The 22,073-nt window shown below is 63.1% G+C and carries 17 protein-coding genes; 9 read left to right on the forward strand and 8 right to left on the reverse strand.

Features of this window, described 5'->3' with window-relative positions; translation table 11 throughout:
• Nucleotides 1-102: 102 nt before the first annotated feature.
• Complete coding sequence (locus tag SB822_RS48535) at nucleotides 103-357, reverse strand: DUF6723 family protein (RefSeq protein ID WP_410858096.1); 255 nt, start codon at nucleotides 355-357, stop codon at nucleotides 103-105.
• A 102-nt stretch (nucleotides 358-459) separates the two neighbouring features.
• Nucleotides 460-2,481 carry an acyl CoA:acetate/3-ketoacid CoA transferase gene (locus tag SB822_RS48540; RefSeq protein ID WP_410858097.1) on the reverse strand — a complete coding sequence of 674 codons (2,022 nt, stop codon included), beginning with the start codon at nucleotides 2,479-2,481 and terminating at the stop codon, nucleotides 460-462.
• Nucleotides 2,482-3,148: 667 nt separating this feature from the next.
• On the opposite strand from SB822_RS48540, the gene SB822_RS48545 reads away from it, so the two are divergent.
• The gene (locus SB822_RS48545) at nucleotides 3,149-5,491 is read left to right on the forward strand and encodes a putative bifunctional diguanylate cyclase/phosphodiesterase (protein WP_410858098.1); all 2,343 of its coding nucleotides are present in this window, start codon (nucleotides 3,149-3,151) and stop codon (nucleotides 5,489-5,491) included.
• A 13-nt stretch (nucleotides 5,492-5,504) separates the two neighbouring features.
• On the opposite strand, the gene SB822_RS48550 is transcribed toward SB822_RS48545, so the two are convergent.
• Nucleotides 5,505-6,611, reverse strand: a complete 1,107-nt coding sequence (locus SB822_RS48550; protein ID WP_410858099.1) for a porin — start codon at nucleotides 6,609-6,611, stop codon at nucleotides 5,505-5,507.
• 473 nt (nucleotides 6,612-7,084) lie between these two features.
• Between SB822_RS48550 and SB822_RS48555 the strand changes: the two genes are divergently transcribed.
• Nucleotides 7,085-8,761: a PAS domain-containing methyl-accepting chemotaxis protein gene (locus SB822_RS48555; protein ID WP_007736182.1), complete on the forward strand. Its 1,677-nt coding sequence runs from the start codon at nucleotides 7,085-7,087 to the stop codon at nucleotides 8,759-8,761.
• A 153-nt stretch (nucleotides 8,762-8,914) separates the two neighbouring features.
• Here the strand turns inward: SB822_RS48555 and SB822_RS48560 are convergent, their stop codons facing one another.
• Nucleotides 8,915-9,436 (reverse strand): methylated-DNA--[protein]-cysteine S-methyltransferase, encoded by a 522-nt coding sequence (locus SB822_RS48560; protein WP_410858100.1) that lies wholly within the window; start codon nucleotides 9,434-9,436, stop codon nucleotides 8,915-8,917.
• 425 nt (nucleotides 9,437-9,861) lie between these two features.
• Between SB822_RS48560 and SB822_RS48565 the strand changes: the two genes are divergently transcribed.
• The 5 genes from SB822_RS48565 (at nucleotide 9,862) to SB822_RS48585 (ending at nucleotide 15,043) form a co-directional block, all read left to right on the forward strand.
• On the forward strand, nucleotides 9,862-10,113 hold the full coding sequence (locus SB822_RS48565; protein WP_007587731.1) for a hypothetical protein: 252 nt from the start codon (nucleotides 9,862-9,864) through the stop codon (nucleotides 10,111-10,113).
• Nucleotides 10,114-10,410: 297 nt separating this feature from the next.
• Nucleotides 10,411-11,400: a DedA family protein/thiosulfate sulfurtransferase GlpE gene (locus SB822_RS48570; RefSeq protein WP_007736178.1), complete on the forward strand. Its 990-nt coding sequence runs from the start codon at nucleotides 10,411-10,413 to the stop codon at nucleotides 11,398-11,400.
• 55 nt (nucleotides 11,401-11,455) lie between these two features.
• Nucleotides 11,456-13,162 (forward strand): FAD-dependent oxidoreductase, encoded by a 1,707-nt coding sequence (locus SB822_RS48575; RefSeq protein WP_079500513.1) that lies wholly within the window; start codon nucleotides 11,456-11,458, stop codon nucleotides 13,160-13,162.
• Nucleotides 13,163-13,349: 187 nt separating this feature from the next.
• Nucleotides 13,350-13,652 carry a hypothetical protein gene (locus tag SB822_RS48580; protein WP_007587740.1) on the forward strand — a complete coding sequence of 101 codons (303 nt, stop codon included), beginning with the start codon at nucleotides 13,350-13,352 and terminating at the stop codon, nucleotides 13,650-13,652.
• 176 nt (nucleotides 13,653-13,828) lie between these two features.
• A complete protein-coding gene (locus SB822_RS48585; protein WP_410858101.1) occupies nucleotides 13,829-15,043 on the forward strand; it encodes a winged helix-turn-helix domain-containing protein in 1,215 nt (404 codons plus the stop codon).
• A 15-nt stretch (nucleotides 15,044-15,058) separates the two neighbouring features.
• Here the strand turns inward: SB822_RS48585 and SB822_RS48590 are convergent, their stop codons facing one another.
• The 4 genes from SB822_RS48590 to SB822_RS48605 all read right to left on the reverse strand — a co-directional run bounded on the left by SB822_RS48590 (nucleotide 15,059) and on the right by SB822_RS48605 (nucleotide 19,511).
• Nucleotides 15,059-15,658, reverse strand: a complete 600-nt coding sequence (locus tag SB822_RS48590) for a LysE family translocator (protein ID WP_007587748.1) — start codon at nucleotides 15,656-15,658, stop codon at nucleotides 15,059-15,061.
• Nucleotides 15,659-15,787: 129 nt separating this feature from the next.
• Nucleotides 15,788-16,045 carry a hypothetical protein gene (locus SB822_RS48595; RefSeq protein WP_007587749.1) on the reverse strand — a complete coding sequence of 86 codons (258 nt, stop codon included), beginning with the start codon at nucleotides 16,043-16,045 and terminating at the stop codon, nucleotides 15,788-15,790.
• A gap of 151 nt (nucleotides 16,046-16,196) precedes the next feature.
• Nucleotides 16,197-18,380 (reverse strand): hypothetical protein, encoded by a 2,184-nt coding sequence (locus tag SB822_RS48600; RefSeq protein WP_410858102.1) that lies wholly within the window; start codon nucleotides 18,378-18,380, stop codon nucleotides 16,197-16,199.
• A gap of 231 nt (nucleotides 18,381-18,611) precedes the next feature.
• Entirely contained in the window at nucleotides 18,612-19,511 is a 900-nt protein-coding gene (locus SB822_RS48605; RefSeq protein WP_007587753.1) for a DMT family transporter, read from the reverse strand.
• Nucleotides 19,512-19,616: 105 nt separating this feature from the next.
• Between SB822_RS48605 and SB822_RS48610 the strand changes: the two genes are divergently transcribed.
• Both SB822_RS48610 and SB822_RS48615 read left to right on the forward strand, forming a co-directional pair.
• Entirely contained in the window at nucleotides 19,617-20,600 is a 984-nt protein-coding gene (locus SB822_RS48610) for a helix-turn-helix domain-containing protein (protein ID WP_410858103.1), read from the forward strand.
• A 228-nt stretch (nucleotides 20,601-20,828) separates the two neighbouring features.
• Nucleotides 20,829-21,953, forward strand: a complete 1,125-nt coding sequence (locus SB822_RS48615) for an aminotransferase (protein ID WP_410858104.1) — start codon at nucleotides 20,829-20,831, stop codon at nucleotides 21,951-21,953.
• Nucleotides 21,954-22,073: the final 120 nt, after the last annotated feature.

The raw sequence follows: 22,073 nt of genomic DNA on the forward strand, positions 1-22,073 counted from the left end.
TTGCCTCCCGCAGGGGTCCACTCAAACGATAGTCGTGCCAGCCCCGCGCTTCAAGCGCATTGCACGGGGCACGAACAGAAAAAATCGCGGCGGAGAAACCACTTACAGTTCGGGCCGCTCGAGATCATGTTCGACGATATGCTCGCCGTACACCTGCGCCGCAGCGAGCGCTTCTTCTTTCGTTGGATAAGGGCCGAGATCGGGCGCGCCGTCGAACGGAAAGAGCAGACGCCCGTCCGTCTTGCGCACCACACGCAGCACGCCGAAAAAGCGCCGGTAGCCCGCGAGCTTCGAGCCCGCGCTGACTTCGAAATCGCCCTCGTTCTTGCCGGGCACACTGGGAATGAAACTGCTCATGATGACTTCTTGAATGCGTGAACTATCGTGCGAAAGGCGCTATTTTCGCACGCTCACTGTGAGCGGTTCATGTCAGGGCCACATGTTCGTTCAAGCGGGCATTCAACGATGCGTCGACGCGTCGCCGGGCCGTTCGTTGATGTACGTTGCGACATCGCGCTGTTCCAGTGCGTCCCCCAGCTTCATGCGCAGGAAGCTGCTCGTCGTGTAGCGCGTAACGCTCGAATAGAACTGGTTGACGACCTTCGTGATGGTTGCCGAATAGATGTCGATGAGCTCGGGATTGATAGAAAAATTGTCGTAATTGACGATTGCCTGCGGCTTGAACCGCACACCCGACAGACGCGATGCGACCTGCTGCCAGATCGCGTCGATCTGATCCTGCGTCGTCACCTGCAAGCCCTCGAAGTTGACGAAGAACATATTTTTCTCCGCGTCGTAATTGAAGCGCTCTTCGAGCGGCAGGCAAAGCAGCAGCGTGCGCAGGCCCATCGGCGCGTCGCGAAAAATGCGCTCATCCATCAGGCGCGGCGGGCGCTCGATGATCGGCTTAAAGCCCATCTGCGCGACGATATCGTTCTCCACGTCGACGCCGGGCGCCACTTCCGTCAGTTCGAGTCCGCGCGGCGTCAGCGTGAACACGCAGCGCTCGGTGATGTACAGCACGTGCTGCCCGCGCTTCGCGGCATATTCGCCGCTGAACGTGCGATGCTCGACTTCATCGACGAACTTCTGGCTCTTGCCTTCGCGTCTGATCTTCAGGCGCCCGTCTTCGATTGCAACGTCCAGATTGCCCGCGTTGAACGTGCCGACGAACACCACGCGCTTCGCGCTCTGACTGATGTTGATAAAGCCGCCCGCGCCCGCGAGCTTTGGCCCGAATTTGCTGACGTTGAGATTGCCCTGCCGATCCGCCTGCGCGAGCCCGAGAAACGCGAGGTCGAGACCGCCGCCATCGTAGAAGTCGAACTGATACGGCTGATCGATGATGGCCTGCGTATTCGTCGCCGCGCCGAAGTTCAGCCCGCCCGCCGGAATGCCGCCGATCACGCCCGGCTCGGTCGTCATCGTGAACAGATCGATCACGCCTTCTTCGTTCGCAACGCTCGCAATGCCTTCCGGCATGCCGATGCCCAGATTCACGACGCTATTGGCCATCAGTTCCATCGCCGCGCGGCGCGCGATCACCTTGCGCTCAGTCAGCTCCATCGCCGCCACGGAACTCGCGGGCACGCGCAGTTCGCCGGCGAAGGCAGCCGAATACGGTTCGGCAAACGTCTGCCAATGATGCTCGGGCCGCGCGACCACCACGCAATCGACCATGATGCCGGGGATCTTCACCTCGCGCGGATTGAGCGTGTTCGTATCGGCGAGCCGCTCGACCTGCACGATCACGACACCGCCGGAATTGCGCGCGGCCATCGCGATGGCCAGCGCTTCGAGCGTGAGCGCCTCGCGTTCCATCGTGACGTTGCCGTTCGCGTCGGCCGTGGTGCCGCGGATGATCGCGACGTCGATCGGAAAGGTCTTGTAGAGCAGATACTCGCTGCCGTCGATGTCCATCAGCCTGACGAGATCTTCCACCGTGCGGCTGTTCAGCTTGCCGCCGCCGTGGCGCGGATCGACGAAGGTGCCGAGGCCGATTGTGGACAGATGCCCCGGCTTGCCCGCGGCGATATCGCGGAACAGGTGCGAAATCACGCCTTGCGGCAGGTTGTACGCCTCGATGCGGCCGTCGATGGCGAGTTGCTGCAGCTTCGGCACCAACCCCCAATGTCCGCCGATCACGCGCCGCACCAGCCCTTCATGCGCGAGATGATTCAGCCCTTTCGACTTGCCGTCACCCTGACCGGCGGCGTACACGAGCGTCAGGTCGAGATGCGCGCTCGACGCATCGGGCGTCCCCAACGCGCCTGGTCCGCCCGACGTCGCCGCGTTCGCATCGAAGAAACGCTCTTCGAGCGCGATCGCGACTTCCTCGGCGAAACCGACGCCGACGAAACCGCCCGTCGCGAGCGTGTCGCCCGCACGGATCAGTTCGACCGCGGCGCGCGCGCTGACGACCTTGTTGCGCCCGACCTTGCGCTCGGTCACGGGAAACGGGTACTGGAATACGGCGCGCATGGGGTCTCCTTTTTTGTTGACCAGATTCAGCGCTTCAGCGTCCCATGCAAGATGGTTGCTACCGGTTCGTACAACGCCGTAGCGGGTTGCGCCACTCAAGGTGCAACCGGCAGGCGCGCGCGGTTGTTTTTTGCGGTGCCTGACCATGCAATTTAGCAAGCCGCAGAGCGATCGTCAGCATTTATTGGCAGCGGCGTTCAGGCATCCGGATTCGCCGAACCGGCGTTCATTTAAAAGCGACTCACATATTTCTTTTCGCCGCTTTTTTCGATGTTGCGAGAAAGCTTAGGTAAGCAGAGCTTTTCCATTGAGCGTCATTTCTTTGCTAAAACGATGCATCGCGCATTTCGAAAAGGTATTCGGCATGCGCGCCGTTGCGTGACCAACGATGAGGTAGTTCGACCCCTCAAAAACAGGCACAATCGTATGGGCTAAACAAATGCACCGGCGCGCCGTAAACGTAGACAGCAGCGCCGTCCGCAAGCGCAGCAACAATTACCGCCGAAGCGGCTGGCCACCATGAAAGGCAACACACTTCCCCACCCGATCGACGCACGATGCGCGGCGCGCGTGAGTTCGCTCACGTCCGCGGCACGCACTGCGTTTATTACGGCGCCGCTTTTGCGCCCACTCCGCGCATTGCGCGCGCATTAAGGCGAGTCCGGATATGCCGACGAGCCTCACGTTGAAATGGCGCCGTGCGCTGCGTCGGCACGGCGAAGACACGTCGCGCCAGGACCAGCACTTCCTCGCGCTGCTGCTCGACGCATGGTCGAACCGTCGGCCGGTTGGCCCGTTCGGCTTCACTATCAGCGTCGCCACGGGGATCGGCGCGGGTGCGACGAGCATCGCATTGCAAATGGCCCTGCGCGGGCCGGCGAGCGCGCCGTTCAGCGTGCAGGTCGCCGTCGGCGCGACGGTGGGCGCCATCGCGATGATCGCGACGCGCCAGCGCTTCGCCGCGCAAAAAGCGCGACAGGCGGCGACCACGGCACTCGCCAGTTCGTTTCTCGATGCGAGCCGTGATTGCGTCAAGCTGCTCGACCTGCAAGGGCACATGCTGCGCATCAACGACTACGGCGCGACGCTGATGGAAGCGGCGTCGCCCGTGCAACTGGCGGGCGCGGACTGGCTCGGCTTCTGGAAAGGCGACGACAATGACGCCGCGACGGCCGCTTTCAGGAGCGCGCTGAACGGCACGCCCGCCTCGTTCCGCGGCAGTTGCACGACGACCACAGGTCAGCCGAAGTGGTGGGATTCGCAACTCATTCCCGTGAAAGACCATGCCGGTAAGGTCGTCGCCGTGGTCTGCGCATCGCTCGACATCACGAGCCAGACGCAACTGCTCCAGCAACTGCGCGCGAAAAGCGAGCTGATGTCGGAGATGGAAGCGCACGTCAAACTCGTGTTCTTCTCGTACAGCGCGAACTTCGAATATTTCCATTACATCACCGCGGGTTCATCGAACGTGTTCGGCATCGAGCCGGACGAGTTCATGCGCAATCCGAACGGCTGGCGCGAACTCGTCGTGCCGGAAGACCGCGCCGCGCTGCAGGCGGAGATGGTGCGCATCGTGGCCGAATCGACGGAAGGCCGCGCACAGTACCGAATCAGAAAAGCCGACGGCTCGGTGCGCTGGCTGCGCAGCACCGGCTACCCGGTGCTCGACGACAAAGGCAATGTGCTGCGCATCGTCGGCATCACGGAAGACGTCACAGTCGAGCAGGAGCGCATCGCGGAACTGGACCGGCTCGCCTACACCGATTCGCTCACGGGCCTCGCGAACCGTGCCGCGCTGCTGCGTGAAATCGAAAGCCGCTGTGCGGCGGGCAGGCCGTTCGGCCTGATGTTCGTCGACCTCGACCGCTTCAAGGTGCTCAACGACACGCTCGGCCATCTCGCCGCGGATCATCTGCTGCGCAACGTCGGCGGCATCATTCGCCGCTCGCTGCCAGGCGACGCGTATGTCGCGCGTCTGGGCGGCGACGAGTTCGCGGTGCTGATCGGCAGTGTGGTCGACAAGGCGGGGCTCGAAACGCAGGCGAAGGCGCTGCTCGGCGGCCTGTCGGAAAACCGGCTGCAGGACAGCGCAGGCGCGTTCATCACAGCGTCGATCGGCATTTCGATTTACCCGGAGCACGGCAGCGGCCACGACGCGCTGCTGTCGAGCGCCGATGTCGCGATGTACGCCGCGAAGAAAACCGGCCGCAACGGCTATCAGTTCGCGGGCAAGGAGGCGGCGCGGACCATCGGCGACTTCGAACTCGAGCGCGACGTGCCCGAGGCGCTGAAGACCAATCAGTTCTTCCTGCACTTCCAGACCATTCACGAGCCGCATTCGCTCGCGGTGCATAGCGCGGAAGCGCTGATCCGTTGGCAGCACCCCAGGCGGGGCAAGATTTCACCGGGCGATTTCATTCCGCTGCTCGAAGAAACCGGCTTCGTCGAGGACGTCGGCGTCTGGGTGCTCGACAACGCGCTGCGCCAGCTCGCCGCGTGGCGTCAGGCGGGCTCGATGAATCTGGGTGTGTCGGTGAACGTTTCGGCGCGGCAACTGGGCAGCGAGCAGATCGTGCGCGAGGTGGACCGCGCGCTCAAGCAGTTCGGCATTCCGCCTGGCAAGCTCGAAATCGAGCTGACGGAAACCGCACTGATGAAGAACCCGAAGCAGGCGCAAAAGTCGATCGTCGAGCTGAAGCGGCTCGGCGTGCGCATCGCCATCGACGATTTCGGCACCGGCTACTCGAGCCTCATGTATCTCGCCGATTTCGAGCCGCACACGCTGAAGATCGACCGGCATTTCACGTCGAAGATCGAACACGATCCGACGACGCAAACCATCGTCGAAGGCGTCATCGGCCTTGCCCACAAGCTGGGTATCAAGGTGATCGCGGAAGGCGTCGAGGAAGCGGCGCAGCTCGATATTCTGCGCCAGGTGAACTGCGACTATGTGCAGGGCTATCTGCTCAGCCGGCCGCAGGCGCCCGAAGGACTGATCACACCGCCGTGAAACCGCGCGCTTGTCAGAACCTGTGCCGCAGGCCCGCGCCGATCAGCACCTGATTGTGGCTCGATGAAGGATCGGTCGTATTGATGACGGCCGGCGCGCCCGACGACGAGCGCTGATAGATCGCCTCCAGATACGTGTCCGTGCGCTTCGAAAACTGATAGTCCGCCTGCACGCCGCCGTTGTGCCAGTGCGAGGTCGATCCCTTCGTGTACGTGTACGAGCCTGCGAGCGCAACCGTCGGCGTCAACTGGTAGACGCCGTTGACTTCGTAGTTGGAAAAGCCGACCGACGGCGCCACGCCGCCCGTGTCGATCACGGTGACGCCAGTGAAGGTGGAGCGCGACCACGCCGCCGCCATCGTGAAGTCGCCGATCGCGTAGCTGATGCCGACGCCGTAGGTGTTCTGCGTCTGCACGGCGGCGTCGAATACACCGGTGGCGCTGGGCAGCACGACGGCCTCATACGCGCCCGTCGACGAATTGCCGCGCCCGTTCGCATGCAGATACGCGGCGCCCGCATTCAGCGCGCCCGCCTGATAGTTCATGCCGAAGCTGTACGCACGGTTGTTCGCAAACTGCCCGGCCGTGTTAGAGAACGCGTACATGCCGCCGAGCGACAAGCCGCCGAACGACGGACTCGCATACTTGACCGAGTTCGCCGCGAGATAGGTGTTGTTCGCGTTGTCGTTGTCGAACGGATGGGCGAACGCAGTGCCGCCCGTGCCGCCCGTCAGCGTGAACGGCGCGAAATAGTCGTGAACGAGGTCGTACTGATGACCCAGCGTCAGCGTACCCGCCTGCTCGTTGCCGAGCCCGACGTAATACGGGTGGTCATTGAACATCTCACCAGAGGTCACGGAAAAACCGCGTTCGAGCCGGAAGATCGCGCGATAACCGCCGCCCAGATCTTCGATACCCTGCAAGCCCCAATAGCTGCCGTCGACGAGACCCGACGTCGCCTTCCATTGAGAATGCCCGCCAGCGTTGCTGATGTATGCGAGGCCCGTGTCGAGCTCGCCGTACATCGTGACACTGCTTTGCGCGTGCGCGCCCGTGGCGAGCGAGAGGAACGCGGCGCTCACAGCCGCTGCGACTTTCTTGTTGATCTTGTTCGCGGACATGCTTGGCTTCCCTGAGTTGAGTCGGTTCGGCCTTGGAAGGCGACCTTTTATAGGAACAACAGCCACACGCACAAGGGGAGCGGGTCGAACTTCGCGGAACCACTCCGTAAGCTAGATTACGAAATGCAAGTAAGTCCCATTATCAGATTCGCGCGAAACGGAAGTAAAGCGAAAACAGCGTGCCGCGCCGCAGTCGGCGCCGGGTATCGCGCCAGGGCACGCCAGGACGGGCCCGTCACGAAAGCGTACGCCCAATATCCGGCGCCCGGCGTTGTTTTCATGCGACGCCAGGCGCTCGCAATCGACGCGTCAGCGTCGGTTTTGAAAGCGGCGGCGCCGAACTCGGTGTTATCGGCGCGAGCGCGATTTACCTGAGTCAAATACCAGGAAAACCCTAAAGCATCAGGGGTCAATGCCGTTAAGCCTTACAGAACCATTCGGATGCGGAGGCATCCGGCAGTCCAAGGAACGTCATGCGCAACAATCAGCCTGTCACCCAGAACGAGTACGACTACCCGTCTTCGCAGATGCTCGTTTCCGCAACCGACCTCAAAGGCAAGATCCAGTACTGCAATCCCGCCTTCATCGCCGTGTCCGGCTACAGCCGCGACGAACTGATCGGCCAGCCGCACAACCTGATTCGCCATCCCGACATGCCGGCCGAAGCCTTCGCCGACATGTGGACGACGATCCGCGCCGGCCGCCCCTGGTCGGCGTTCGTCAAGAACCGCCGCAAGAACGGCGACCACTACTGGGTGCGCGCGAGCGTCACGCCCGTCGTCGAGAACGGCACGCCCGTCGGCTACCTGAGCGTGCGCGTGAAGCCGGATCGCAACCAGGTACGCGCGGCGGAAGCGCTCTACGCGAAGATGCGCGCGGGTGCGGCGCGCGGCGTGCGGCTGCATCAGGGCGAGGTCGTGCGCACGGGGCTGGTCGGCAAGCTGCACGCGTTGATGCGCCTGCCCGTCGCGATGCGCGCCACGATCGGCTACATGGTCGCGCCCGTCGCGCTGCTTGCAGCGGGCCTCGCGGCGTGGGGCGGCACGCCGCCGCTGCCGTTCTGGATCGCGTTCGGCGTGACGGCCGCGGTGAGCGGCGCTGCCGCGCAGTTGCTGTCGCGTCACCTCGGTCAGCCGGTCGATGCGATGGCGTCGTTCGCCACGCGCATGGCGGCAGGCGACCTGACCGCCGATCTGGCCATCGCGCGTCACGACGATCTCGGCGACGTGCTGCAGGCGCTCAACCAGCTGAAGGCGAACCTCGCCGCCATCGTGTCCGACGTGCGCGCGCAGATCGGCGGGATGCTCGACGCCGCGCACGAGATTTCGACCGGCAATCTGGATCTCGCGCGCCGCACGGAAATGCAGGCGGCGTCGCTGGAAGAAACGGCGGCGACGATGGAGCAACTGACGACCACCGTGCAAGCCAACGCCGACGCGACCGTGCGCGCGCTCGATCTCGTCAAGGATGCGCAATCGGCGGCGGCGACGGGCGGCAAGGTCGCGCGGCAGGTCGAGCAGACGATGGCGGGCATCACCGAGGCCTCGAAGCGCATCGCCGACATCACGGGCGTGATCGACGGCATTGCGTTCCAGACCAATATCCTCGCGCTCAATGCCGCCGTCGAAGCGGCGCGCGCGGGCGAGGCGGGCCGCTCGTTCGCCGTCGTCGCGAGCGAAGTGCGCATGCTGGCGCAGCGTTGCGCGGCGTCCGCGAAGGAAATCAAGCAGGTGGTCGATACGACGGTGAACGAGGTGGCGCAAGGCACCGAACTCGTCGCGCGGACAACGGCGCAGATGGCCGTGATCGATCAGGCCGTGGCGCGCGTGTCGTCGCTGATTGTCGAGGTGGCGAACGCGAGCAGCGAACAGGCCGACGGCATCGGCCAGGTCAATCAGGCCGTGTCGCATCTGGACAGCGCGACGCAGCAGAACGCAGCGATGGTCGAGCAGGCTGCGGCGACGGCGCAACGTCTCGCGGAACAGGCCGACGTGCTCGACGAAGCCGTGCGCCTGTTCACCGTCGCGGGCGCGCAGGACGCGGGCGGCGCGGCCAGCAAAGCCGCGCGCCCCGCGGCCAGGGCGTTGCGCAACCCGGCCGCGCCGGTTCACGTCGCGCGCGCTGCCGTCGACGAAGACGCTTTGGTCTGATGGATCATCGTTACTACCATCTCGACAGCGCGCATTTGTCCGATAAAGATACGTTCGTCAGCGCCCAGGATTGTGTACGGGCCGGCTGACCCGAGTAACAACGGCGTTTACGCGGCCCGCCCTCTTTTGGACGGGCTATTTTTTTGAGTGCGTTCAACCGAACGCGAGCAATTCCAGCTGTTGCGGCGCTTTCGACATCGGCCGCTCCAGCGTCAGCAGCGCTTCCTTCCGATGCAGCCCGCCCGCGTAGCCGGTCAGGTCGCCCGCGCTCGAAATCACGCGATGACACGGCACGATGATCGATACGGGATTGCGCCCGTTGGCCGCGCCGACCGCGCGCGACGCGGAAAGCGGCAAGCCGAGCCGCCGCGCGATGCTGCCGTAGCTCGCCGTCTCGCCGTACGGAATCTGCACGAGCTGGTCCCACACGTCACGCTGGAACGCGCTGCCCAGCATTCTTAAGGGCACAGTGAACGTATGGCGCTCGCCTGCGAAGTATTCGTCGAGCTGCTCGCGCGCCTGATGCAGCACGCGTGACGCGTTCGCAGCGGCAAGCGCGCCGTCGGCAGCCGGAAAATACTTCTGTCCGACGAAGTACACGCCCGTCAGTGCGTCGTCTTCGGCGCGCAGCAAAATATCGCCCAGCGGGCTTGGCATCGACATGCATTGCTTCATGACATCCTCCTGCATGGTCGAAGGCCGGGTGGCAAAGTCAGCGCGGCCTTCTGAATGCGTCCACTGTATCGCACCGGCAAGCGGCGCTGCCTCTCGGATCTTGCTGATCGAAACCCATCACACGCACGCGTCACCGCAATGACAACGGGCAAACGTACACCGCGAGCCTGCGCGAAACCCGTGCCTTGCACCGCCCAAAACCCGCGCGACACCCATGTCCGCTGCTACGCAAAAAAATCGCGGCACCCCGCCAGGAGCCGCGCCGGCCTTATATTTGCGTGCACCGCAGCGTCCCTTCGATGCATCGCGCACGCCTCGCCCGCATAATCCGGGGAGTGTGAGCGCCACGCGACAGACGGCGCGCGGCACTGCCCTTACAATGCCTGTTCGGCAACGTTGTTCAATCACGCTAGAGGGAATTTTCGATGCGCACCACCGGGTCTTCCGGGGCAATGGCCCTGCTCACCGAGCACGACGACGCAACGGGTCGCGAACTGCGCACACTGCGCCTCGAATCGACAGAAGACGGGAAAGGCATACTTCTGATCGAAGTCGATGAACGCAAGCCGGGCATTCACCGTGAAGTGCGTTATGAAATCACGCCTGCGGAACTGATCGCAGCCATCCGCGCGCATGGCGCCGAGCTACCGGGCGAGCAGCATAACCACCGTCAATAATTCACAGCAGTCATCAATGGCCATACGAAGAGTGCGCGGCGCAGGTTGAATCAGGCGCCGCGCCTCTTGTTTTTTGCGCAGTCACCATCATCTTTGACGCCTCGACGAACGTCGCATGGCGTTCACCGAGCGTACCAAAGCCTTTCCGCCGAAGACCGAGGCGACAGGCGCTTTTCCCGCATGTCGGCAATATCCGGACGCAAAACGCACCTCTCTTGCACGCGTTGAAAATGCGTCCATAATCTTTTAGTTACTTCCAGTCGTCTTCGAGGCCGAAACGGTCACGAAAGTAAGCCGATGCTACATGATCTCGTCGAGCAGTACGGGCCTGCTATCGTATTCGTCAATGTGCTTGCCGCATCCATCGGGCTGCCCGTGCCCGCGATGCCCTCCCTCGTGCTATTCGGCGCGATGGCCGCGATGCATCCCGGTTCGGTCGGCGCGCAAGTGCTGCCCGTGCTGGTGCTCGCGGTGTTCGCCACGCTGATCGGCGACAGCGCGTGGTTCGCGGCGGGCCGCATCTACGGCGGCAACACGCTGAAAACGCTCTGCAAGCTGTCGCTGTCGCGCGATACCTGCGTGAAGAAGACCGAGCGCTTCTTCGGCCGCTGGGGTGTGCGCGTGCTGGCCGTCGCGAAGTTCGTGCCGGGCCTGTCGATCGTCTCCATCCCGATGGCGGGCGCGATGGGCACGCCGTACCGCATGTTCCTCGCGTACGACAGCATCGGCGCGACGCTCTGGTCGGGCCTCGGCCTCGGGCTCGGCGTCGTGTTCGCGCAGCAGATCGACATGCTGTTCGCCGGCGCGAGCCGTCTCGGCAAGATGACGGCCGTGGTCGTCGTGGTGCTGCTGGCCATCTACTGCGCGTACCGCTGGTATCGGCGCCGTCAGCTGATCAAGAAGCTTGCCACGGCACGCATGGACGTCGACGAACTGTACGACCTGATGCTCGACAAGCGCACGCCCGTGCTGTTCGACATCCGCTCGGAGGAAAAGCGCGCGCTCGATCCGTTCGTGATTCCCGGCTCGGTATTCGCGGATGAGCGCCAGCTCGGGGAAATCGTCGCGAAGTATCCGCACGACCAGAAGCTCGTGATCTATTGCTCGTGCCCGAACGAGGTGTCGGCGGCGTGGATGGCGAAGCAATTGGCAGACGCCGGTTTCAAGGACGTGATCCCGTTGCGCGGCGGCCTCGATGCGTGGCGCGACGCGGGCCGCCAGCTCGAACCGCTCGCCGAAGAGGCCGAGCCGACGCTCGATATCGGCATCACGCCGAAGACAGTCTGAACCGACATTGGCTGCATGCCGCATCCGGCGCGCGGCAAAGCAAGGAGCAAAATCGATGGGTGTAACGCGAGAGGGTGAAGACGCTCAACGCGCCGCCGTCAACGAGGCGCCATTCTCGACGCTTTCGACGCGGCGTCACCAGATGTTTCCCATACTCACGCCCGAAGAAATCAAGCGGCTGTGCAGGTTCGGCGAACGGCAGGATTTCGAAGCGGGCGAGTTGCTGTGTCGCACGGGTAGCACCGGCCCTGGCATGTTCGTGTTGCTGAAGGGCTCGGTCAAAGTCTTTCAGCGCGACGGGCTCGGGCGTGAGATGCTCGTCAACGAACACCATCAGGGCTCGTTCCTCGCCGAAGTCGGCCAGTTGTCGGGCAAGCCGGCGCTCGTCGACGGCCTGGCGCTGGAACACGTCGAAGCGCTGCTGATCTCGCCGGAGCGGCTGCGCGCGCTGATCGTCGCGGAAGCCGAACTCGGCGAGCGCATCATGCGCGCACTGATTCTGCGCCGCGTCGGGCTGATCGAGCGCGGCGCGGGCGGGCCGATCATCGTCGGTCAGAGCAACGACCGGCGGCTGGTGTCGCTGCAAGGTTTCCTGTCGCGCAACGGTCATCCGCATACCGTGCTCGACGAACGCGATGAAGACGGGCTGCGCGTCATCGAACAGTTCGCGGCGGGTCCTGAAGACATGCCGCTCGTGATCTGCCCGGACGGTTCGGTGCTGCGCCATCCGAGCGACCCGGAACTGGCAACATGCCTCGGCCTGATCCCCGATCTCGACTCGGAGCACGTGTACGACGTGGCGATCGTCGGCGCGGGTCCGGCGGGGCTCGCGACTGCCGTGTACGCGGCCTCGGAAGGTTTGTCGGTGATCGTGCTCGACAGCCGCGCACCGGGCGGCCAGGCGGGCGCCAGTTCGCGCATCGAAAACTATCTCGGCTTTCCGACGGGCATTTCGGGCCAGGCGCTCGCGGGCCGCGCATTCGTGCAGGCGCAGAAGTTCGGCGCGCACGTCGCGATTCCCGTCAAGGTCAAGCATCTGCACTGCGAGGAGCGTCCGTACCGGCTCGAACTGCAATGTCAGGGCAGCATCCGCGCGCAGACGATCGTGATCGCCAGCGGCGCGGTGTATCGTCGGCCCGAGATCGACGGGCTCGACCGCTTCGACGGCCGTGGCATCTACTACTGGGCGTCGCCTGTCGAGGCGAAGCTGTGCAAGCGCGAGGAAATCGTGCTGGTCGGCGGCGGCAATTCGGCCGGTCAGGGCATCGTTTATCTGGCTTCGCATGCGAAGCACATTCACGTGCTGATCCGCCGCAGCGGCTTCGAGGCGACGATGTCGCGCTATCTGATCGACCGGATCGCGTCGCTGCCGAACGTCACCGTGTATCCGGGCACGGAAATCGGCTGGCTCGAAGGCAGCGAAGGCGGGCTCGAGCAGGTCGGCCTGAAAAACCCATGCGCGGACGGGCGCGACTGCTTCGATTCGCGGCATCTTTTCCTGTTCACGGGCGCCGATCCGAATACGGACTGGCTGCGCAGCTGTGGCGTCGAACTGGACAAGAAGGGCTTCGTGATTACGGGCGCGAACTCGGCGTGCGATCTGAACACGTCCGTCGAAGGCGTGTACGCGATCGGCGACGCGCGCGCAGGATCGACGAAGCGCGTGGCGGCTGCTGTCGGCGAAGGCGCACAGGTCGTCGCGCAGATCCACCAGATGCTCGCCCAGCTCGCGGGTGAAACGACCGTCGCGCTCGGCGCCTGATCCTTCCGTCTCGCACCTGCCTGCGCGCTTCAGCGCGCGGGCCGGTCGCTTCTTCTTTTCCCCGCTCGTCAGCCTGCTTACTGGTTGTTACATAAGCCACCGTCTGCTTGCACCTGTGATGCTTTCTACTTCGTAAGATCAAGTCAGGTTTCAGTTAGCAATCGGCTTGGGACGGATGGAGAACAGCATGATCAAACGTGCGATGGTATTGGTGGCAATCGGACTCGCCGCTGCATGCGTATCGACGGCTGCGTCGGCGCATGTCGGCGTCGGCGTGTATCTGGGCGGACCTGTCTATGCGGCACCGCCTGTCGTGTATGCGCCGCCTGTCGTGTACGCGCCGCCCCCTGTGGTCTACGCACCGCCGCCGCCCGTCTACTACGGTGGATATGGTGGCTACGGACCCCGCTATTGGGGAGGCGGTCCGCGCTGGCACGATCACGGCCGTCATCGCGGCTGGGAAGGACGTCATCACCACGGGCGCTGGTAACCGGCGACGCACTGCGACGGCAAATGCCATCTGACGGTGCGTTTCCACCGATCACGCTACAGTAGCGACAAGTCCGGCATGGCACGACGCCATGCCGCCCCTGGTAAGGTGCAACTCGGGTTTCGCTCGACGGTTCGCCTTCCGGATCGCTACAACGCCGCTACGACGCCGACCGCGTGATCACACTGCCCCTGTCCGCCGCCCGCACCCTGCATCTGGCCGCTCAAGGCCTGCTCTCCCCACCGCGCCGCAAGGCGACCAAAGCCGATGTGCTCGACGCCATCCGGCACATGGCGCAATTGCAGATCGATACGATCCATGTCGTCGCGCGCAGTCCTTATCTCGTGCTGTTCAGCCGTCTTGGACCGTATCAGCCGCAATGGCTCGACGAGCATCTCGCCGAGGGCAAACTCTTCGAATATTGGGCGCACGAAGCGTGTTTTCTTCCGATCGAGGACTACGGTCTGATGCGCCACCGGATGCTCGATCCAGGCGACATGGGCTGGAAATACGCCGCCGACTGGCATACGCAGTACCGCGCCGAGATCGACGATCTGCTTGCGCACATCCGCGCGACGGGACCCGTGCGCTCGGCGGATTTCGCGCGCGAAGCGGGCAAGAGCAATGGGTGGTGGGACTGGAAGCCGCAGAAGCGGCATCTGGAAGTGCTGTTCGCGATCGGCGAATTGATGGTCGCGGAGCGGCGCAATTTTCAGCGTGTCTACGACGTGACCGAGCGGGTGTTGCCGCATTGGAACGACAAGCGCCACCTGCAACCCGTCGATACCGTCGCGAAAGAACTGCTGCGGCGCAGTTGCCGCGCGCTGGGCGTCGTGCGGTCGGACTGGGTCGCGGATTACTACCGGATGCCGCGCCGCCCCTACGCCGACGAGCTCCATCAACTGGCGGACGAGGGTGAGCTGACGCATGTGCGCGTCGAAGGATGGAAGCAGCCGACCTTCGTGCATCGCGACTTCGCGCCGATGATCGACGACGCGGCGAACGGCAAGATTGCATCGACGGTCACGACGCTGCTGTCGCCGTTCGATCCCGTCGTCTGGGACCGCAAGCGCGCCGCCGCGCTGTTCGACTTCGACTATGTGATCGAGTGCTACGTGCCCGCGCCAAAGCGCAAATACGGCTACTACGTGCTGCCGATCCTCAATCGCGGAAAGCTGATCGGTCGGGTTGATGCAAAAGCGCACCGCGCGAGCGGCGTGTTCGAACTGAAGGCGCTGCATCTGGAACCGGGCCTGCGCGTGAGCGGCCGGCTGACGTCGGACTTGCGCCGCGCGCTGCAGCGTTGCGCCGACTGGCACGGCACGCCGCAATTGCAGATCACCTCGGCGCCCGACGAACTCAGAGCCGCGCTCGCCGCCGGCGACGACTGAGCGCTATCTACGCGATCAGTGCAACGCAGCCCACGCGAGCGACAACGAAAACATCCCGAGCACGATCGACGCCGCGCGCTGCATCTTCACCGGGTCGAGCCACGTGAGCTTGCCGCTGCCGAGGGCCGCGCCGAACGAAATCCACGCGAGCGCGATGGGCGCGAGCAGACACGCGAACAGCGACATCGCAAAGCCATAGGTTGCGAGGTGCTCGAACGCGATCGACGGGAAGATCGTGCCCGCGAACAGCAATGCCTTCGGATTGAGCAGCGTGGCGACGAACAGCGCGCGCGGCCCGTTCGCCGGTTGCGCCGAGTCGGGCAGCGCCACGGCTGCGCGCCACATGTCGACGGCCAGATATGCGATGTACAGTCCGCTCGCGATGCGCAGCACGGAAGGCAGCCACGGCAGCGTATGCGCCGCGTGCGCAAGAAAACGGCCCCACGCGGAAATCGACACGAGATAGCCGGCCAGCTCCGCGCCGATCAGCGGCAACGAGCGGCGCGCGCCCTGGCGCAGGCCGGCGGCGGCCAACAGCGTGTTGGTCGGGCCAGGCGTGATCAGCACGACGATGATGCCGAGCGCGAGCAGCGCCGTATCGGTAGGAGAAAGCATCAGGTGAAAACGGGCGAGTCGGAACGAGCGCCCTTTGTATCACAGTCGCGCGAAAGTGCCGAATTGTGTCAAGAAAACGCCCACATGCGGCGTACGCGAAAGCGCCGCCGCATGCAGCGCGACACACGTTCAGTGATCGAGTTTGACCCGCAATTCACGCGCCGTTTCGAGCAGACCTTCGTAGCCGGAACGCGCATGTTCCGGCAGGTCCGGGTCGCCGACCAGCGTGCCGAGCGTCTCGATCAGGCTATAGAGAATGCCGCGGGCCGCGCTCGCCGCGATGTTGCCCGACGACACCATTTCGTTCACATGCGATACGGCTGCGTCGAGATGTTCGAGGTCCGGCTGAACGCCAGTTTGCTGCTTGTCCGGATCTTCGGGCGTCATGATGAATCGTCGCTCCTGTTATGGCTCGTACACAAAGGGTTCTGTCGTTATATATATACCGATCGTGTGCAGCCGTCCATTCGCACAGACGGCATGCACTTGCGGCATTTCTCATTCGACTGACGACGATCAAGCCAAGTTCACGCGACGTTCAGGGTGTCCATCGATACATCAGGATTTTCGCGCGCGCATCGTCTTCGAGCAGCACGACATATTCGCCGTTGCCGCGCCGCACCGCGCTGATGCCGAGATACACGTCGACCCATCCCGTCGTGTTGCCGACCGCGGCGCCCGGCGTCATGTAGCCGACCATTTGCCCCGAGCGCGCGTCGTACACGTCGACCTTCGGCGTGTACAACTCGGCGACGAAGATATAGTTGCCCGCCACGGCGACGCCGACGGGCGTGATTTGCGGATTGCTGCTCGCATTACACGGCAGCGCGATCGTATAAACGGGTGTCGGCGAGCCTGAACTCCAGTTGTCGTAGCGTACGAGAATACGGCCCGCCTCCTTCCAGTGGGTCGCGTCCCACGGCAGGCTGCTCGTGTAGCCGGACACATACATCGTGTCCGTTTCTGCGATATAGACGATGCGCGCGATGCGATTGAACGGCGCTGGCATCGGGAATGTCTTCGAGCTTGCGTACGTGTAGATCGGGTTGTCCGCGCTGTCGATGCCCTGCAACGGCGTTTCGCGGATGCCGCTCGCAGGCGTCGCGAGCCACACGTTGCCCGGCGTATCGACCCACCAGAAGCCGTTGCCGACGGTACTGCCCGTCGACGGATTGCCGGTGATCTCGCTTGCGTCGACGTGGCCGTCGCCGTTCGTATCGCGCCACATCCATTCGCCGTACGTCGGCTGGCCGACGGGCCAGTCGCCCGGCAGCGGATTCTGCGCGAACAGGCCCGATGGAATCGCCACTTCGTCATGCGGGGCATCGAAGCGATAGACGTTCAGGTAATGCGCGCCCGGATCGAGTGTGTACAGATACGGCTTGCCGTTGATCCGCCGCACCATCGGCTCGCCGCGCACGCCGCGTGGCTGATGAAACGTCGGGTCGTCGGGAAAATCGAAACGGTTGAGTGTGAAACCCGCGTACTTCCCTTCGCGGCCAGGCGGCTGCGCATAGTCCATCGTGAAGCGCTTGGAGCCGGTGTAGACGATGTTCGGCGTCGCGGGATCGAAGGCCGCGCTGTCGACGAAAGTCAGCCCTTGCAGCCGCCAGTTGAAGCCGCGCGTCGCGTACCGGTAGCTCTCCAGCACCGCGCCCTGTCCGACTGTCGCCGATGCGAGCGGACGCGGCCCTTCGCCGTTCTGCGCGACGTAGAAATTGCCCGCCTGATCGAAGCCGATGCCCGTGATGCCGTTGAAGCGCCAGTTGCCGGGCGTGCCCTTCGGTTCGTGGAAGATGCCGTAAAGCGTGCCGAGCGCGCCCGTCAATCGGGTCGCGCCGCTTGCCGTCCTGTCGTAGACGAGGACCTGTTGCTTCGGGCCGTTATCGGCGATGAGAATCTGTCCTGCAGGCGAAATGGCGAGGTCCGTCGGCACGGTGCCGGCGGGCAACGTGAGCGTGCCCGCCAATGGCGCGCCCGTCGACGAATAGTGCAGCACGCTCACGCTGCCCGTGCCGAAGCCGCTCATCACCCAGATGGTCGAGTCGGTATCGAGCGCGATGCGTCCCGGCGCCGCGACATTCCACGAGCGCAGACGTCGCATCGTGTTTGCGTCGAACACGACGATCTGGTTGCCGTAGGTATCCGACGCATACAGTTCGGTGTCCGTCGCCGCGAGGCCGCGAATGCCCGCATCGGTGCCTGTCGCTACGGCATTCACTCGCAGAAAGCTGTTCTTCGTCGCGTTTGCGCTATTGCCAATGCCGCTGTCGAACGGCACACCGACCGCGATGTTCGCAAGCGAGCGGCGCGTGATGCCGAACCACGTCTGTCCGTTCGGCGGATAATCCGCGCCGATCAGCCCATTGTTCTGATTGCCGATCGACATCGCCGCGTACACGTAAGCTTGATTCGACGCAATCGCGTCGCCGCCCGCCGCGCCCCAGCCGTGCGTTGCGCCGGCAATTGCAATTTTGTCGCCATTTTTATAGGCGGCAATTTCGCTTCCGCTTTCGTCCCATGGCGAATTGGTGAATACCGTTCCATCCGGCGCAACGTTAATTGACTGAATGTCCTGCTGCATCCATTTGCCGTCGCCGAATCCGAAACTATTGCCTATCCACGATGTGGTGTAGGTCAATTGCGATTGCGCAGCAGCGCCGAGGGGAATCAGGCTGCCGAGCACGAAAAGCGTGGCAGCAAGGCGGGTCGAGACTTTCACGGTCGTGTCCTTGCGAGAAGCAAAACGTTAACAAATGCAGATAAAGCGTTTCATCGATGTGCTTATCGAAGAGCATTTGCCATTCCGTACGAATTAATATCCAATTCGCATGGAATAGATTTATTGTGCTTGTTATCTTCTCAAATCAGAGCGCGACCGTTTCTCCTTAAATAATTCGTTTAGCGATTTTTTCCGCTTTTATTCGAATCGAATTGGCATTAGCTTGAAGCATCACGCAGCGCGCGCACGTCGCACGAACAGACGCTGCGTGACGCCGAACGCGACGAGATTGCCCGCCACCACCAATACGAGTCCGACGACAGCAAGCGCCGACCATCGATAGCCTTCGAACACCGTCGACACAGCCAGCGCGACGAACGGAAACAGCACCGTGCAATACGCGGCGCGCTCGGGCCCGATGCGCCCGACCAGCATCAGATACGCGGTAAATCCGATCACCGAGCCCGGTACGGCGAGATAGACAAGCGCGCCGAGATAGCGCGCGTCCGTCTCCAGCGCGAACGGCAGGCCGGCGGCGAGACTGCCGACCGTCAGCACGCTCGCGCCGATCAGCATCGCCCAGCTGTTGGTGACGATGGGATGCAGACCCATCGACTGCATGCGGCTAGACAGCAGATTGCCCGCCGAAAAGCACATCGTCCCCGCGAACGCGACGGCAAGACCGAGCCATGCGGCGTGATCGCCGAGATGCCCAGCCATCTGCTGCAACGACAGGCACACGATGCCCGCCAGTCCGAGCACCGCACCGACAATGGCCGTCGGCTGCAACGGGCGGCCCATGAAAAGCCGTCCGTTGAGCGAGTTCAGAAGCGGCGCGGTCGAAAACACGACGGCCACGAGACCGCTAGGCACGACGCTTTCTGCGTAATAGAAACACAGGAAGTTCACGCAAAACAGCGCGAGACCTTGCGCGACGAGAAAACGCCACGCCGCGCGCGGCGGCCACATCGGGCGACGCATGATTTTCAGCAGCGCGAACAGCACGATGGCGGCAAGCAAGAAGCGGCACGCAATCGAAACGGACATCGGCACGACGCCGAGCTGCCACTTGATCGCGATCCAGGTCGTGCCCCAGATGAGCACGGTCACAACATAAAGAAACAGATTCATTGCAATAGGGCCACACAATACGAGTTGGCCCGACTATGCGCCTGCGCACGTCCGTTCGATTGTCCAGAATTGCGCACTTTTGGCATATCGCAGGGAGCGAAATGCGTGCTGGCCGTATACTCGATGCAAGCGCTTAGTCTCTGCGTCCCCTTTTCGTTTCGCCGCATCCACGTGAACACACCGCTCATCCCCACGACCGACCCAGCCGATCCGCCGTTCGGCCTGCATTCGGTCTGCAAGACGCTGAGCGACTCCAATGCGACACTCGACCGCTTCGCGTGGCTGGGCGATCAGCTCGCCGTCGCGATCTGGACGCGCGAAACGAAGGAAGCCGAGACGGTGTACGCGCAGCCTGGCCATCACACGCTGTCGTGCTATCTGGACGGCGGCTATCGCACCGAGCGCCAGAAGCTGCCGGGGCGCTATGGCGCGCCGAGCCGCCTGTGCGCGCTGCCCGGCGACCACGAATCGCGTTGGTGGGTACGCGGCCACATGCATTTCATGCATGTGTATTTCCTGCCCGAGCACTTCACGCAGCGCGCGATCCGTGAACTGGACCGCGAGCCGCGCGAACTGACGCTTGCCGACCGCACGTACTTCGAGGACGAGCACATTGCGACGCTCTGCCAGTCGCTCGCCAACGACGCGTGGGACGACGCCGACGGCCGGCTGCGCGCCAACGAAACATCGCATGAAATCCTGAGCCTGCTGCTGCGCTCGCAGGGCGTGAACCGTGCGGATGCGGTGCTCAAGGGCGGGCTGGCCGTCGCGACGCGCCGCCGGTTGCGCGAGTACATCGACCAGAATCTGACGCAGCCGTTGACGCTCGGCGAACTGGCCGCCGTCGCGAATCTCTCCGAATTCCATCTTGCGCGGATGTTCCGTGCATCGTTCGGCCTGCCGCCGCATGCGTGGATTGCGCAGCAGCGACTCGAACGCGCGCGCACGCTGCTGCGCACGACAGCGTTGCCGCTCGTCGATATCGCGACGCAATGCGGCTACGCGAACGCGAGCCACTTCAGCCACCGGTTCCGTCAGGGCGTCGGTGTGTCGCCCGCCGCCTGGCGCCAGGCGCTGCGCGCCGACTGACAGCTCGCGCCTGCGTTGCGTCCGGTTCGGGCGTACGCTGTTCTCCCATTCTCCTTGTGCTTTCCCGACGCGGATCTTCGCGTGAACGCGTTCGCCCTCGCTCCGCTGCGTCACGGACTTCGTTTGTCTATTTGAGACAAATAGTCTACACTCGACAGCAATCAACCTGCGCCGCGAACGTCTGACCAGCCGCGCCCTAGCCACTGCTTTCACACGAGGACAGAACTCATGCAAATCAGGGAATTTGGAGTCGAACGCTGGATGGATCTCTACGAGAACCAATGCGAGTTGAACCTTGCGGAAACGTGCGTCGAATCGCTGACGGTCGGCGAACTGCTGAAGATCGCAGGCAAGGAAGACGCGCTACTCGGCGAAATTCTGCCGATGAAGCTGACGTATGGCGCGATCGACGGTACTGAGCGTTTGCGCAGCAATGTCGCGTCGCTGTATGAGAAGCAGGGCGTGCCGAATGTGCTGATTACGCACGGCGCGATCAGCGCGAATGCGCTGGTGTACGAAACGCTCGTCGAACCTGGCGATCATGTGATTTCTGTGCTGCCCACGTATCAGCAGCATTATTCGATTCCCGAGAGTTACGGCGCAAAGGTCGACATTTTGCGGTTGCGCGAGGAAAACGGCTTTCTGCCTGATCTGGATGAATTGAGGCGAATGGTCACGCCGACCACACGCGTTATCGCGATCAACAATCCGAATAACCCGACGGGCTCGCTGATGGACCGTGAGTTTCTCGTGGAGATTGCGGGGATTGCGCGTTCGTGCGGTGCTTATGTGCTGAACGATGAGGTATATCGCGGTACGGATCAGGAAGGGACCGGTTTTACGGCGTCGATTGCGGATGTGTACGAGAAGGGTATCAGCACGGGCAGCATGTCGAAGACGTGGTCGTTGGCGGGTTTGCGGGTGGGTTGGATTGTCGCGCCAGTTGAACTGCTTCAGCGCGTCAGGACGCATCGGGACTACAACACGATTAGTGTTGGGATGTTGAATGATCTGCTGGCTTCCATTGCGCTGGAAAATCGCAAGGCGATTCTGGAACGTAATCACGGGATTTTGCGGACTAATCTCGCGGTGCTGGATGCGTGGATTGCTAAGGAGCCTTTGCTTTCTTATGTGAAGCCGAAGTCCGGGACTACTGCTCTTGTGAAGGTTAATGTTGATATGACTTCTCGCCAGTTCTGCGTTTCTTTGCTTGAGAAGACTGGGGTGATGTTTACGCCTGGCAGCGCGCTGGATGTTGAAGGGTATGTCCGGATTGGGTACACGAATAGTCGTGAGGTGCTGGTGGCGGGACTCGCGAAGGTGTCCGAGTTTTTGCGCGTACGCGCAGGGTGATTTTTTGCACGCTCGCGGCGCGGGAAGTTTGGTGTTTTTTGCTTTTGCGCTGGCATCCGCGTATTGCCTTCGTGCTTCAAGCGTCGCCCCTGTGCGGGGCGGCACCTACTTTTCTTTGCC

This window comes from Paraburkholderia sp. SIMBA_054, from assembly GCF_046534875.1.
GTDB lineage: Bacteria > Pseudomonadota > Gammaproteobacteria > Burkholderiales > Burkholderiaceae > Paraburkholderia > Paraburkholderia hospita.